11 protein-coding genes and 2 pseudogenes are annotated in these 14948 nt (G+C 69.2%); 2 read left to right on the top strand and 11 right to left on the bottom strand.

All coding sequences use genetic code 11. The features are described from left to right. Positions 1-139: 139 nt before the first annotated feature. From efeO to BMG07_RS35120, 3 genes are all read right to left on the bottom strand, one after another. Entirely contained in the window at positions 140-1336 is a 1197-nt protein-coding gene (efeO, locus tag BMG07_RS35130) for an iron uptake system protein EfeO (RefSeq protein ID WP_198088386.1), read from the bottom strand. A 12-nt stretch (positions 1337-1348) separates the two neighbouring features. Continuing rightward, positions 1349-2185 (bottom strand): iron uptake transporter permease EfeU, encoded by an 837-nt coding sequence (gene efeU, locus BMG07_RS35125; protein WP_198088385.1) that lies wholly within the window; start codon positions 2183-2185, stop codon positions 1349-1351. A gap of 155 nt (positions 2186-2340) precedes the next feature. Beyond that, complete coding sequence (locus BMG07_RS35120) at positions 2341-2802, bottom strand: metallophosphoesterase family protein (protein WP_198088384.1); 462 nt, start codon at positions 2800-2802, stop codon at positions 2341-2343. Between the two features lie 71 nt (positions 2803-2873). Between BMG07_RS35120 and BMG07_RS35115 the strand changes: the two genes are divergently transcribed. Further along, complete coding sequence (locus tag BMG07_RS35115) at positions 2874-4361, top strand: C13 family peptidase (protein ID WP_269759709.1); 1488 nt, start codon at positions 2874-2876, stop codon at positions 4359-4361. A gap of 19 nt (positions 4362-4380) precedes the next feature. Here the strand turns inward: BMG07_RS35115 and BMG07_RS35110 are convergent. After that, a pseudogene (locus tag BMG07_RS35110) lies at positions 4381-7243 on the bottom strand (aconitate hydratase). Between the two features lie 88 nt (positions 7244-7331). After that, positions 7332-7766 (bottom strand): hypothetical protein, encoded by a 435-nt coding sequence (locus BMG07_RS35105; RefSeq protein WP_198088383.1) that lies wholly within the window; start codon positions 7764-7766, stop codon positions 7332-7334. Between the two features lie 141 nt (positions 7767-7907). Here BMG07_RS35105 and BMG07_RS35100 point away from each other — a divergent pair, with 141 nt between their 5' ends. Next, positions 7908-8753, top strand: coding sequence for a helix-turn-helix domain-containing protein (locus BMG07_RS35100; RefSeq protein ID WP_198088382.1), 846 nt, complete (start codon positions 7908-7910; stop codon positions 8751-8753). On the opposite strand, the gene BMG07_RS35095 is transcribed toward BMG07_RS35100, so the two are convergent. The 6 genes and pseudogenes from BMG07_RS35095 to BMG07_RS43395 all read right to left on the bottom strand — a co-directional run. Next, positions 8659-10914, bottom strand: a complete 2256-nt coding sequence (locus BMG07_RS35095; protein ID WP_198088381.1) for an acyl-CoA dehydrogenase — start codon at positions 10912-10914, stop codon at positions 8659-8661. The two genes, BMG07_RS35100 and BMG07_RS35095, sit on opposite strands and share 95 nt — an antisense overlap. A 110-nt stretch (positions 10915-11024) precedes the next feature. After that, complete coding sequence (locus BMG07_RS35090; RefSeq protein ID WP_198088380.1) at positions 11025-11639, bottom strand: hypothetical protein; 615 nt, start codon at positions 11637-11639, stop codon at positions 11025-11027. A 10-nt stretch (positions 11640-11649) separates the two neighbouring features. Further along, a complete protein-coding gene (locus BMG07_RS35085; protein ID WP_198088379.1) occupies positions 11650-12804 on the bottom strand; it encodes a DUF2827 domain-containing protein in 1155 nt (384 codons plus the stop codon). Continuing rightward, on the bottom strand, positions 12801-13949 hold the full coding sequence (locus BMG07_RS35080) for a DUF2827 domain-containing protein (RefSeq protein ID WP_198088378.1): 1149 nt from the start codon (positions 13947-13949) through the stop codon (positions 12801-12803). The genes BMG07_RS35085 and BMG07_RS35080 overlap by 4 nt, the downstream gene beginning before the upstream one ends. A 78-nt stretch (positions 13950-14027) precedes the next feature. Continuing rightward, positions 14028-14798, bottom strand: coding sequence for a YadA-like family protein (locus BMG07_RS35075; protein ID WP_307867230.1), 771 nt, complete (start codon positions 14796-14798; stop codon positions 14028-14030). Positions 14799-14886: 88 nt separating this feature from the next. Then, positions 14887-14948 (bottom strand): annotated as a pseudogene (locus BMG07_RS43395) (hypothetical protein); the annotation flags it as partial.

Below are 14948 nucleotides of genomic sequence, written 5' to 3'. Positions count from 1 at the left end.
GCCGACGCGGCCAGGCCCGCGAACGCGACGCCGGCCGCGCCGAGCATGCGGCGGCGGTGCGGGGACGCGGGTTGCCCTTCGGCCGTGCCGATGGGTTCGTTGTTCTTCGACGGTTCCATGGAGGATGCTCGCTCTTGTGTCATTCCAGGCCGAGCGCGGCGTTCACCTTGCCGAGTTCCTCGGCCAGCGCGCGCACGGATTCGGCCAATGCCTTTCTCTGCGCCTCGTCGAGCGGCGCGGGCTTGAAGCCCTCGCCTTCGCGGTACGGCGCCAGCGCGGCGTCGAAGGCCGCGAAGCGTTCGTCCACGCTCTTTTGCAGCGCAGGCGCCGCCTTCACCAGCAGCGGCTGCAGCAACTCCGAGATCTTCTTCGTGCCTTCGTAGCTGCCTTGCAGGTTGGCGACCTCGGCATGGCCGTAGTGGTCTTCGCCGCCGGCCGGCAGGTTGTCGGCCACGCGACGCAGCAGCTTCGAGGCCGAGCCCGCGAGCCGTTCCGGCGGCATGTTCAGGCCGCGCAGGCGCTCCTTGAGCGCGCCGATGTCGGCCACCAGCTTGTCGACCACGGGCGCGAGGCCCTTCACGTCGTTCTGGCTGTACAGCGCGTACTCGATGCGGTGGAAGCCGCTGAAGCCCGGGTCGGCCTCGCGCTTCTCGAAATAGTCGGCGCGCGCGTTGATGCGGGTGTCGAGGTCGGCGAACAGCTCGCCCATCGGCTCGATGCGCTTGTAGGCCTGGTGCGCCGGCACGTAGAGCGCCCTCGCCTGCCGCAGGTCGCCGGCCTTGATGGCGTCGGCCAGGCCGCGCACCGCGTCGTCCAGCGAGCCGGCCTCCAGCCGCAGGAACACCTGGTACTCGGCCAGCGCCCCCACGTAGTTGACCAGCGAAGGCCGCGCCGCCTCGGCGTCGGACGCGGCCGAGGGCGTCACGGTCAGCTTGCCGCGCGGGTTGCTCAGCAGCCCGCAGGTGATGGCGAACTCGCCCGGCTGCAGCTTGACGGTCATGGTCTGCGAGAAGCCCGGCGCGATGTTCTCGCGCTCTTCCACCACCATCACGCCGTCGAGGATTTCCCACTCGAGCGCGCGGTTCGACTTGTTGACGATGGTGAAGGTGGTGCGCCCCGCGGGCACGGTGATCTCGTTGGGGTCGCAGGCGTTGCCCTGGATGGTCACGGTGACGGCGTTGTCGGCCGTCTTGGGCGGCGCCTTCCTGGCTTCGTTCGAGGCATACCAGAAGGCCGCGAGGCCGGCGACCACCAGCAGCGCCGAGGCGGCCACCGCCACGCGCATCAGCGTCGATGAAGAGGAAGGCGCTTTGGGTTCAGGAGAGGAGGAAGACATTGCAGCAGGTTTTCAGCGGGCCGCGGCCGCGCGTGGCGCCGGCACGGGGGCCGAACGCAGGAAGAAGAACAGGGCCACGGCCAGGAAGGCCAGGTAGACGATGACCTCGCCCACCACGGGCGCGGCCTGGTAGCCCAGCAGGCCCGAGAGCACGGCGCCCACGGGGCTGTCCATCGGCAGCGTGTCGCTCATGTCGAACACCACCGTCTGCAGCTGGTTCCACACGCCGCCCTCGTGCAGCTTGCGCAGCACGCCGGCCAGCAGGCCCGCGGCCACCAGAAGAATGAACAGGCCCGTGTAGCGGAAGAAGCGGCGCAGGTCGAGCCGCACGCCGCCCGAATACAGGCCCCAGCCGATCACCACCGACACTGCGATGCCGGCCAGCGCGCCCACGGGCGCTTCCCAACCGCTGCTCTGCTGGAACACCGCCAGCAGAAAGAACACCGACTCCAGCCCTTCGCGCGCCACCGCCAGGAACACCATGCCGATCAGCGCCCAGCCCTGGCCGTCGGCCCCCTTGGCGAGCGCGCTGTCGATGGAGGCCTGCAGCTCGCCCTTGATCGAGCGCGCGGCCTTGCGCATCCAGAACACCATCGAGGTCAGCATGACCACGGCAATGAGCCCGACCACGCCTTCGAACAGCTCCTGCTGCTTCTGCGGAAACTCGGCCGCCAGCAATTGCAGGCCCGCGCCCGCGAACAGCGAAAGCGCGGTGGCCAGCAGCACGCCGACCCACACCGCGGGCATCAGCGCGCCGCGTCCGCTTTGCTTGAGGTAGCTGGCAACGATGCCGACGATCAGCGCGGCTTCGATGCCTTCGCGCAGCATGATGAGAAAAGGGATGAGCATCGGCTTCGGAATTCAGGGCGGAAAAAGCCCCCGGAGCGGCGGATCAGCAACGCGCGACGTTGGCTCCACGGAGGAGCGAACGAGCATACCCCATCAAATAATATTCATTCTCATCTGAGGGCTTTTGATTACCAAATGGTAATGAAAGCCATGTGTCAGGCGCCCAGTTCGGCGATGCGGGCGGTGACGGCGCCCGCGTCGATTTGCAGCTCGGCCACCGAGATGGGCAGCTTGAAGCGGCGCGGCCCCGCGCTGCCCGGGTTGACGTACAGCACGCCGCCGCGCTCCTCGATCTTCGGCTTGTGCGAATGGCCGGAGACGACCACGCGCACGCCGGCCGCCCGCGGGTCGATGCCGAGCTGCGAAAGGTCGTGGATGGCGCAGAGCCGCACGCCGCCGAACACGGCCTGTTCGGTTTCCGCGATGCCCTCGGCCCAGGCCTCGCGGTCGTTGTTGCCGCGCACCACGGTCAGCGGCGCGATCGCGGCCAGCGCCTCGAGGATGCCCGCGTTGCCGATGTCGCCGCCATGCACGATGGCGTCGCTGCCCTTCAGAAAGGCCAGCGCCTCGGGCCGCAGGAGGCCGTGCGTGTCGGAGATGAGACCGATGCGGAACATGGGAAGAAGAAAGTTGTGCAGGCAAACCCGAGGCGATGCGCGGGCCCGCAAAAAGCACGGCCCGCAAGGGCATGATCGCCGCCATGCCCGAGGACATCATCGCACCGCCGCAGCCGCAGCCGCCCGAAGACATGGCGCAGGCCCCCGCTTCACCGCCGCCCACGCCGGAGCACAGCGCCACGCCGCGCGCCGGCCTGTGGCGCTGGGTGGTCGGCGGCCTGCGCGCCGCCGTGCTGCTGGAACCGCGCGTCGACGCACGCCCCGCGCCCTGGCAGTTGCTGCTGCTCGTGCTGCTGCCCGAACTCGCATGGACCGGCCTGGCGCGCCTCGAAATCGACGGCCCGGCGCGGCTCTACGCCACCGTCAACCTCAACACGCTCTGGTCGCTGGGCGTGCTCGCCTGGCTGGGCTGGTTCGCGCTGGCCGGCCGGGCCCGCAACGACAGGCTGGCGCGCTGGTTCGTGCTGGCCACCTGGGCGATGCTTCCGGCCAACCTGGCGCTCAGCCTGCTGGCCCTGGGCTACACGCGCGGCTGGCTGCCGGCGATGCTGGCCGGCTCGCCCGGCTACTGGGTCGCCTTCGGCCTGGGTTGCGCGTGGATCGTGCTGGCGCTGGTGCGCTTTACCGCGCGCGAGGCCGGCGCGCGCTGGCGGCTCGCGCTCTTCACCCCGGCCTTCGTGGCCATGCTCGCGCTGACCTTCTGGCAGTCGCTCTATACGCAGGAGCGCGTGTGGCAGCTCGACACCAGCGCGTCCGCCGAGCCCGAGCGCCCGCGCATGCGCCTGACGCAGGAACTGTTCGAGGAACAGCAGGCGCTGTGGGACCGCACGGTGGCGGCGCTTCCCCAAAGCAAACCGGGCCAGGCGAATGTCTACGGGCTCGTGTTCGCGCCCTATGCCTCGGAAGACGTGTTCCTGCGCGAGAGCAACATGGTCACCGAACTGCTCCAAGCGCGCTTCGACGCCAAGGGCCGCGTGCTGCACCTGATGAACCACGCCACCACGGCCGAGACGCTGCCCTGGGCCACGCCGCTCAACCTGGAGCGCGCCATCGCGGCGCTGTCCCGGGTGATGGACCGCGAGAACGACGTGCTGGTGGTCTACCTCACCTCGCACGGCGCGCGCGACCACAAGCTGGCGGCCGCGCATTGGCCGCTGTCGGTGCCGTGGCTCACGCCGGAAGAACTGCGCGAGGCACTGGACAAGGCCGGCATCCGCAACCGCGTGGTGGCGGTGTCGGCCTGCTATTCGGGCGGCTGGATCGAGCCGCTGGCCGACGCGCACACGCTGGTGATGACCGCCGCCGACGCGACCCACACCTCGTACGGGTGCGGGCGCCTGTCGGAGCTGACTTTCTTCGGCCGCGCGATGTTCAACGAGGAACTGCGCAAGACCCGTTCGTTCGAAACCGCCTTCGCGGCGGCCGTGCCGCTGATCCAACAACGCGAGATCGAGGCCGGCAAGGAAGACGGCTTCTCGAACCCGCAGATCCGCGTGGGCGAGCAGATCCGCCCCGTGCTGGCACAACTCGCGCAGCGGCTCGACGCCGCCGCGAAGTAAAAAAGCTGCCCGGCCCGCCTTATTCCAGCAGCTGGCGCAGCACGAACGGCAGGATGCCGCCATGCTTGTAGTAGTCGACCTCGATCGGCGTGTCGATGCGCAGGCGCACCGTCACTTCCTGGTGCGTGCCGTCGGGGCGATGCACGACCAGCTTCACGTCCATCTGCGGCTTGAGTTCGCTGCCGATGACCACGTCGATCTGCTCGTCGCCCGTCAGGCCCAGCGTCTGCCATGAATCGGCGCCGCGGAACTGCAGCGGCAGCACGCCCATGCCCACCAGGTTGGCACGGTGGATGCGCTCGAAGCTGCGCGCCACCACGGCCTTGATGCCCAGCAGCTGCGTGCCCTTGGCGGCCCAGTCGCGCGACGAGCCGGTGCCGTACTCCTCGCCGCCGAACACCACGGTGCCCACGCCCTGTTCCATGTACTTCATGGCGGCGTCGTAGATGAACATCTTCTGGTTGCCGGGCTGGAACAGCGTGACGCCGCCCTCCTCCTGCGTGCCGTTGGCGTCCGGCGGAATCATGAGGTTCTTGATGCGCACGTTGGCGAAGGTGCCGCGCATCATCACGTCATGGTTGCCGCGGCGCGAGCCGTAGCTGTTGAAGTCGGCCTTGGGCACGCCGTGCGCCTTGAGCCAGATGCCCGCGGGCGAGCTTTCCTTGATCGAGCCGGCCGGCGAGATGTGGTCGGTGGTGATCGAGTCGCCGAACAGCGCCATGATGCGCGCGCCCTTGAAGCCCGCGTCCGACGCGTGCGGCTTCATCTTGAAGCCCTCGAAGAACGGCGGCTCGGCGATGTAGGTCGACTTGGGCCAGTCGTAGACCTGCCCGTTGGTGCCCTTGATGCTGCTCCAGAACTTGCCCGGGTCGGTCTTGACCTTGTCGTAGTTCGCGCGGAACGACTTGGCGTTCATCGCGTAGCGCAGGTTGTCGTCGATTTCCTTCGGCGTGGGCCAGATGTCGCCCAGGTACACGTCCTTGCCGTGCTTGCCCTTGCCCACCGGCTGGGTCATGAGGTCGGTCATGACGTTGCCGGCAATCGCGAAGGCCACCACCAGCGGCGGCGAGGCCAGGAAGTTGGCCTCAGGTTCGGGTGGATGCGCGCCTCGAAGTTGCGGTTGCCCGAGAGCACGGCCGCGCCGATCAGGTCGTTCTTGGTGATGGCTTCGTTGATCTCGGGCGTCAGGTCGCCGGCGTTGCCGATGCAGGTGGTGCAGCCGTAGCCCGCCAGGTAGAAGCCCAGCTTCTCGAGGTACGGCAGCAGCCCGGCCTTCTCGAGGTATTCGGTCACGATGCGCGAGCCCGGGGCCAGCGAGGTCTTGACGTGCGGCTTGACCGTGAGGCCCGCCTCCACCGCCTTCTTGGCCAGCAGGCCGGCGGCCAGCATCACGCTGGGGTTCGAGGTGTTGGTGCACGAGGTGATGGCCGCGATCAGCACGTCGCCGTTGCCGATGGTCACTTCGCCCTTGGGCGCCGAAGGCGCGGTGGCGCTGGTGTGCGCGGCGGCCTTGGTGGAGCGGTTGGCCACCATCTCGACCACGTCGCGCGGCGAACCGGCGGCCGGCGCGGCGGCTTCCTCGTCGCCGCCCTTGCCGGCCGTGACCAGCGGGTAGCGCAGCTTGAGCTTGTCGGCCGGCTGGTTGAAGCCGTTGGCGTCGTTGGGCTTGCTGTACAGCTCCGAGAACTTGGTGGACAGGTGGCCCAGGTCGATGCGGTCCTGCGGGCGCTTCGGGCCGGCCAGGCTGGGCGACACGGTGCCCAGGTCGAGCTTGACGATCTTGGTGTAGTCGATGTCGCCGGGGTTGGGCATGCCGTACAGGCCCTGCGCCTTGTAGTAGGCGGCGAAGCGCTCGACCTCTTCCTTGGTGCGGCCGGTGCCTTCGAAGTAAGCCACGGTCATGTCGTCGACCGGGAAGAAGCCCATAGTGGCGCCGTACTCGGGCGCATGTTGCCGATGGTCGCGCGGTCGGGCACGGCAATCGACGCGGCGCCGGGGCCGAAGAACTCGACGAACTTGCCCACGACTTTTTCGGCCCGCAGGATGGCGGTGACGTACAGCACCAGGTCGGTCGCGGTAACGCCTTCGCGCAGCTGGCCGGTGAGCTCGAAGCCCACCACGTCGGGCGTCAGCATGTAGACCGGCTGGCCCAGCATGGCCGCCTCGGCCTCGATGCCGCCCACGCCCCAGCCGACCACGCCGATGCCGTTGATCATGGTGGTGTGGCTGTCGGTGCCGACCAGCGAGTCGGGGTAGTACGTGGGCACGTCGCCCTTGTCGTACGGGCTCTTGTAGACGCCGCGCGCGAAGTATTCGAGGTTCACCTGGTGCACGATGCCGAAGCCCGGCGGCACGACACGGAAGGTGTCGAAGGCCTGCATGCCCCACTTCATGAACTGGTAGCGCTCGTTGTTGCGCTGGAATTCCAGCTTCATGTTCAGGTCGAGCGCCTTGGGCGTGCCGTAGTAGTCGACCATCACCGAGTGGTCGACCACCAGGTCGACGGGCACCAGCGGCTCGATGGTCTTGGGCGACTTGCCCAGCTTGGCGGCCACGCTGCGCATGGCGGCCAGGTCGGCCAGCAGCGGCACGCCGGTGAAGTCCTGCAGCACCACGCGGGTGACGACGAACGGAATTTCGTCGGTGCGCTCGGCGTTGGGCGCCCAGTGGGCCAGCTCTTCGACGTGCTTGGGCGAGACCTTCTGCCCGTCGCAATTGCGCAGCACCGATTCGAGCACGATGCGGATGGAGACTGGCAGGCGTTCGATGGTCGGGTATTGCTTGGCCAGCTCCTTCAGGGACCAGTATTTGCCGGACTTGCCCGATGCGGTCTTGAAGGTCTTGAGAGTGGACGCAAAGGCGTGTGCCGGTGCTTTGGCCATAGAGGGACTCCTGTTTGTTCGTGGAAGCCCCACAAAGATAGCAGGGATCAATGTCACCCGTTGTAGTCGGTCTTCCCCTGCGGCAGCCTCACCAGAGGTCGGCCGGCTTCAGCGCCGACGCCCTGCGTGCATCGCCCCGCGTGCGGCGCAGGCCGGTCCATTGCAGCTCGGCCAGCACGACCACGCAGGCCGCTTGCGCCAGCACCCAGGCCATGCCCAGCGCGGTGACCGGGAACATGCCGCTCACCAGCAGCGCGATGCAGGCCACGGCCCAGCCGAAATTGCCCGCGACGACCAGGCCGATCAGCGTGCGCGGCGGCGTGGCGCGGCTGGCCATGAAGGCCGCGGCCGCCGCATACGCCAGCAGGAAAACGCCCGTGCCCATGAGCAGCGGCGCCGGCAGGCCGGTCAGCCGGGCCAGTGCGCCGGTGAACGCCACCTGCAGCGCGCCGGTCGCGGCGCAGGAAGCGGCGTCGGCCCACATCACGCGGGGCAGGAAGCGGGGGGATGCGAAGACGGACATGTGAAATCTCCTTGAGGTTCCGGGGGTTGCGCTGCAAGCCAGTCCTGCCGCGTTGGAGCCAATGATTCCGGCGGGCGGGCATGGCGTCGATGACCTGGGAGGTCATGGCGGCGCGCCGCGCGCGCGCCAGAATGCAACCCCATGAACACCACCCGCTCCCATCCGTCCAAGGCCAGCCAGCCCGGCGCGCGCGACCCGTTCGGCGCGCACCTGCGGCACTGGCGCACCCACCGCCGCCTGAGCCAGCTCGACCTGGCGCAGGAGGCCGAAGTCTCGACCCGCCACCTGAGCTACGTGGAAACCGGCCGCGCCGCGCCCAGCCGGGAAATGGTGCTGCGGCTGGCCGAGCGGCTCGAGGTGCCTCTGCGCGAGCGCAACGCGCTGCTGGTGGCCGCCGGCTTCGCGCCGATGTACCGCCAGCGCTCGCTGGACGACCCGGCCATGGCCGCCGCGCGCCGCGCCGTCGACCTGGTGCTGAAGGGCCATGAGCCCTTTCCCGCGTTGGCGGTGGACCGCCACTGGAACCTGGTGGCGCACAACGCGCTGGTGCCGATGCTGATGGAGGGCGCCTCGCCCGAACTGTTGCAGGCGCCCATCAACGTGCTGCGGCTGAGCCTGCACCCCGACGGCCTGGCCCCCCGCATCGCCAACCTCGCGCAGTGGCGCACCCACCTGCTCGAAAGGCTGCAGCAGCAGATCGCCGCCACCGGCGACGCAGTGCTGCAGGCCCTGCACGACGAGCTGGAGGCCTACCCCGCCCCCCACGTCAGCCACGACCTGCCCACCATCGACACGGCGCTGTCGGCGGTGGCGGTGCCGATCCAGTTCGTCACGCCCAATGGCGTGCTGAGCTTCATCAGCACCATCACCATCTTCGGCACGCCGGTCGACGTCACATTGCAGGAACTGGCGGTGGAGTCGTTCTTTCCGGCCGATGAGCAGACGGCGGCGGCGCTGGCGGCACTGGCTGCGCAGCCGGCGGGCTGACGGACTCGCTCGCCTTCGCCTGCGCCGGCCCCTCGAAGTCGTCCACCTGGATGACCTTGTCGGCCGCCTTCAGGTAAGCCAGCGCCAGCCCGGGGTCGGGCGCCGAGCAGGCCGCTTCTTCGAGCGAGTTCGTGCGGCGCAGCACCTTGTTGAGCGCGGCGGTGGTGTCGCCGAGCTGCACGCCCAGCTCCAGCGCATGCATCAGGTCGCGCAGGCCGCCCGGCGCGGGCTCGCTGAGGTCGGGCGCCAGGCGCTCGATGATGCGCGGGTTCTTGCGCAGCAGATCGGCCAGCGCCAGCAGTTGCACGTCGCGCAGCGGCGCCAGGTGCGCGGTGCGGCGCAGCACCATCGCGCCGATGACGCGCCGGCCGGCTGTAGGCAGGTTGGCGTACAGGTCGCGCAGGATCTTGCCGGCCTCGTCGAGCTGCAGCCGTATCGCGGCCTGCGCGAACGGCAGCAGCTCGGGCGCCGCATCGACGCGGTAGCGCCAGATGCACGCGCTGGCCAGGTACAGGTGCGCGAGCACGTCGCCCAGCCGCGCCGACAGCAACTCCATGCGCTTGAGCTTGCCGCCGAGCATCCCCATGGCGAGGTCGGCGGTGAGCGCGTACTTGGCGCTCATGCGCGCGATGAGTCGCGCCTCGGGCAGCAGGTCCTGGGGCGGCTCGCCGCGCACCGGCGCGCCGAACAGGCTGTGCCACAGGTTGACGGCCACGTGTTTGCCGTGCGCCATCAACGCCTTGCCGAGGGCCGTGTCGTCCTTGGCCTGCACGGCGGCCATTTCGTCGAGCACATGTGGGTGGCAACGCACGGCCCCCTGCCCGAACACGATGAGCGCGCGCGTGAGAATGTTCGCGCCCTCCACCGTGATCGCGATCGGCGCCTGCCGGTAGGCCACGCCGAGCAGGTTCGACGGGCCCGCGATGATGCCCTTGCCGCCGAGGATGTCCATGCCGTGGTTCACCGCGCGCCGCCCGGCCTCGGTCAGTTGCACCTTCAGGATCGCGCTGGCCACGCTGGGCCGCTCGCCCTTGTCGAGCGCCGCCGCCGTGAAGCGCCGCGCCGCATCGGTGGCGTACAGCTCGGCCGACATCTGCGCGACCAGCCCCGCCACCGCGTGGAACTTGCCGACCGGCATGCCGAACTGCTCGCGGATCTGGCCGTAGCCGTTGCTCACGTACAGCGCGGTCTGCTGCATGGCCGAACCCAGCGCGGGCAGCGAGATGGCACGGCCCGCGGCCAGGCATTCCATCAGCATGCGCCAGCCCTGGCCGACCTGCTTTTCGCCGCCGATGATCCAGTCCATCGGCACGAACACCTGCCGGCCATGGATCGGGCCATTCATGAAGGCGCTGTCCATCGGGCGATGGCGCCGGCCGATCTCCATGCCTTCGTACGGCACCGGAATCAGCGCGCAGGTGATGCCCAGGTCGCGCTGGCCTTCGGGCTTGCGCTCGTCGACGGCATGAAAGGCCAGGCCGACCACGGTCGCCACTGGTGCGAGCGTGATGTAGCGCTTGTCGAAGTCGACCAGGAAGCCGCGCGTCATGCGGCCGTCGAATTCGCGCTCGACCACCACGCCGCGATCGGGAATCGAGGCCGCGTCGGAGCCCGCGTAGGGCGACGTGAGGCCGAAGCACGGCAGCTCGCGGCCATCGGCCAGGCGCGGCAGGTAGTGGTCTTTTTGCGCGTCGGTGCCGTAGCGCAGCAGCAGCTCGGCCGGGCCCAGCGAGTTGGGCACCATCACCGTGACGGCGGTGGCGGTGTTGACGGTGGCAATGCGCGTCACCACGGTGGCATGCGCGAAGTGGCTGAAGCCGAGGCCGCCGAACTCCTCGGGAATGATCATTCCGAAGAAGCGCTTCTCGCGCAGGAAGCGCCACACCTCGGGCGGCAGGTCGCGCGCCTGGTCGATGGCGTGGTCGTCGAGCATGCGGCACAGCGTGCGCACCTCGCGGTCGAGAAAGGCCTGCTCGCGTTCGCTGAGCCGGTTGGGCCCCATGGCCGCGAGCGCATCGAAATCCGGCCGGCCCGCGAACAACTGGCCCTCGAAGCCGACGGTGCCCGCCTCGAGCGCGGCGCGCTCGGTGTCACCCAGCGGCGGGAGCGCCTTCGAGAAGGGCTGCATGGCCCATCGGCCGATCAGTGTCGACAGCGGCATGGTGCGTCTCCTTCCGCGACGGATGCGCGCGGATCGACACCATTCTTGAGGCTTGTTACCGGCGGGGCGGGCCGGTCAAGGGCGAAGCCGCGTGTCGGAGACGGGCGCGCCTAGCGCTTCTTGGGCGCCTGGGCGGCCGGGGCCGCCGGAGTGGCTGCAGCGGCCGTTGCGGGGTCTTTCCAGCCGTATTCGACGTAGCGCCGGATCACCAGGCAGCCCGGCGGCGAATCGATCAGCGAGACCGACGAAGTGGGCTCCTTCTCGTCGGTGTAGACCGCATAGATCGGCAGCAGCTGCGTGACCTTGTAGCCGCGCAGCTCCTGCTGGGCCACGCTCGCGCAGGTGAAAGGCGCGACCGAGATGCGCTCGGCCGCCACGGTGCAGGTGCCGCCGTCGTTCGGAATGGCGGTGATCGACGCGGCCACGCCGGCATTCGGAAACTCCATGCCGATCAGAGAGAACATCGGCCCATTGTCGGGGCGCGCGCGGTCCCAGTCGAGCAGCACGTCGTGGGCGCGGCTGCCCTGCACCGTGAGCGTCGACAGCCGCGTGATGGCGGGCAGGCAGCGCTTGATGCCCACGCTGGTGGCGGCGCGCGTGAGCGTGTCTTGCTGCACCGCCGGCGCCTGAGGTGCGAGCACGCCTTGCGCGAAGGCCGCGCCTGTCAGGGTCCATGCGGCCAGTGCGACCAGTGCAAGCAGCGGGCGTCGAATGTTCGGCTTCATCGGGTGTCTCTCACGCATAAAGGTTGTCGATGGCGGCCGTGTAGAGGCGCACGTTGTCCTCGCCCTCGGGGTCGAGTTGCGCGAGCAGGCGGCGGGCGCGCTCGCGGTAGGCCGGCAGGTCGGCGTCGTGCTCGGCGAAGGCGCGTTGCAATGCGCGGCCGCCCTCCTCGCAATCGAAGCCGTGGTAGCGGAAGCCGCAATCGCCGATGAGGTGCGAGTTGTGGATCAGCGGATAGCCGCCGTACAGCGCCTCGTAATAAAGGTAGTTCTGCGCGTTCTCCCAGTGGTGGGCGAACACCGCGTCGATCTTGCCCGGCAGCACCTGGTACAGCGGAAAGCGCCCCTCGAAGGTGGCCAGGCCGTGCTGCACGATGTCCAGGCTTTGCGCGAAGCCGACGAACAGCGGCTTGTCCTTCAGGTGGAAGCTGTTGTAGACCCACATCTTCTCGATCAGCCGGGGCTGCGCGCGGTGCGCGGCCTCGCAGCCCAGCATCGGAATGAAGCTGGTCTTCACCATGCAGATGTTGGGCTCGAAGATGGCCACGCGCCACTGCTTGCGGCCGGGCTCGTAGTCGAAGCCCGGGCCGCCCGGCGCGCGGGCCATGGCGCGCTGCAGCACCATCGGGCTCCACAGGTGCGGCATGAGCTTCACCGGCGCGCGGAAGGTGCTCGCGAAGTAAGGCTTGCAGGACACCTCGTACTCGGGCAGCGTCCAGACCTCGTCATACGGCGCGCCCGACACCAGCATGCCATGCGGCTTGTCGAAGATCATGCGTTCGATGTCGATCACGTAGTCGTTGCCCACGCGCATCGAGACGATCTTGCCGCCCCGCTCGCGAAACGCCACCGACCATTCGCGCGCCAACTGCGCGCTCATCTCGATCATCAGGTCGAGCTCCTGCCCGGCCGTGGCCATGTCGATGATGGGCACCGGCGAGTCGGCCAGGAAGCTCGTGGCGTCGGCCGGACCGCCGTCGCCGCCGCCCGCCACCAGCACCGCGCTTTCGACGCGCGGCGAGCGCAGCAGCAGCATCACCAGGAACAGGCAGTTCTGGTAGACGCCGTTCTCCCAGAGGCTCTGCTCGCCCTTGCGGATGAAGATGGAAACGCCGACCTTGAGCCGGGCCGGGGGGGCGGATGCCTGGATTCGGTTCGCGTCGCTCATGCGGCCGTCACTCCGTTCGCGCGAAAGGCGGCGTTGCCGCCCACCAGGTGCAGCAGGCGCTGCGCATAACCGTCGATGTTGGCCTTCGAGAGCGGATCGACCGCATCGAACACCTGCTGCGAACGCGCGCGGTAGCTGCCCAGCTGCGCATCGTGCTCACGCACCGCCCGCAGCAGCTGTTCGGTGCCGGCGGCGATGTCGAAGTCCGGGTAGTAGTAGCCGGCCTCGCGCAGCCAGGGCGAGTTGTGCACCAGCGGATAGTTGCCGTACAGCGCGTCGAGATAACTGTAGTTCTGGTCGTTCTGCCACTGGTGCGAGACCACCGCGTCGGCGAACTGCACCATGAAGCCCGCGAAGTCGTTGCGCCCGTGAAAGGTGGCCTTGTGCTCGCGCACGATGTCCAGCGAGTTCGCCAGGTACAGCATCGTCGGGTGGTCCTTGATGTGCAGCGTATTGAGCACCTGCATCGAAGCCACGGCGGACCGGTCGGCGCGGTAGGCGCCGTCGCACACCAGCATCGGCACGCTGCTCGACTTCACCACCGAGATGTTCGGCTCGAAGATCGCCACCCGAAAACCCGGCTGCTCCGGCGTGCGCGGCGCATAGCCGAAGCGGTAGCCCGCGGCCTCGACCTCGGCCACGCGCTGGGCCAGGAACTGCGGCGACCACAGGTAGGGCACCTCGTGCACCGGGCAGCGGTGCAGCGTGCGCATCATCGGCGTGAAGGTGGCGTCCTTGGGCAGCAGCCAGACCTCGTCGCAGCGCTCGGGCTTGCTGAAGTGGCCCTTGTCGCTGAACACGATCGGCTCGGCCAGCGCCGCGAAGGGCTGGCCCACGCAGTGGAACACCACGCGCCCGCCGCATGCGCGGAAGTACGAGAGCCACGACACGTCGAGCGCGCCGGCCATCTCGATGACCACGTCCAGCGCGTCGGTCAGGTCGCGGGCGCGGCCCATGGCGAGCCCCAAGGCGGCCAGGTCGACCTGCGGCGGCATGGTCGGCTGGTCGCCGGCGTCGATCAGCGTGATCGACTCGACGAATTCGATGCGTTGCAGAAGCCGGGCCAGGAACAGGACGTTCTGTCCCATGCCGTTCTCCCAGATGTTCTGCCCCGCGTGAGTGAGGACTGAAATGCCGATGCGCATGCGCGGAGTGTGACCCAAAAAGAATGGCTCCCGCGCGGACAGCGCGGGAGCCATGTCGCGGCGAGCCGCTTCAGTGGCTTATTTCCACTTCCAGCCCACGCCGGCGTTGATGCCCCACTCCTTGCCCGTGGTCGTCAGGCCCGCGCCCCAGGACATCTTGCCGTCGTCCGACAGCGCCTTGAAGGTCAGCGCCACCGCGCTGTAGCCCTTGTAGCTGCCGAAGCCCACGCCCACGGTCTTTTCGCCCGGGTACAGCGTCGGCAGGTAGGTGCCCGACATCGCGAAGGCCATGGCCGTGCCCGAGTAGGCGATGCGCGCCACGTCGCCGACCTGGCTCTGCACCTGGCCCAGCTGCGTCATGTTCACCGCGTCCGTCGGCAGGATGCCCGGCGCCACGTTGCTGATGCGCGTGCCGCCCGGCGCCTGGCCCGCGCCCAGCGTGACCTGGTTGTAGTTGACCGAGCCGTCGGGGTTGGTCGCGTACTGGACGCTGCTGGCCTTCGAGGCGTTCGACGCCGCCTTCAGCTGCGCCACGTTGGTGGCGTCGCTGTCGGCCGTGCCGGCGGCCACGCCGGTGATCTGCCGGTACTGGCCGCTGGCCGCGTCGCCCACCGACACCGCAGCCTGCGTGCTGGTGGTCGCCTGGATGGCCGCCTGCTGCTGCGCGGTTGCGCTGCCCGGCACATAACCGGCCACGCCCGCGGCCGTCGAGGCCACCGAGTTCGCGCCCAGCGCCACGCCGCCGCTTTGCTGCACGATGGCGCCGAAGCCCACCGCCGTGCCCTGCGACACGTTCTGCGCCTTGCTCAGCGGCGTGCCGCCGGCGTCGGCGCCGTCGCCCAACGCCACGCCGCCGCCGCCCGCGCGGCGTTCTCGCCGAAGGCTGCGAGCCCGTGGCCAGCGCCCCGCTGCCGATGGCGATCGCGTTCGCCCCCGTGGCCTGCGCGCCGAAGCCGATGGCCACCGCCCCGTCGGCCGTGGCCTTCGCGCCGTTGCCGG

The sequence above is a fragment of the Variovorax sp. E3 genome (genome assembly GCF_016082275.1).
GTDB lineage: Bacteria > Pseudomonadota > Gammaproteobacteria > Burkholderiales > Burkholderiaceae_C > Variovorax.
This window is presented reverse-complemented; position numbering and strand designations above follow the sequence as displayed.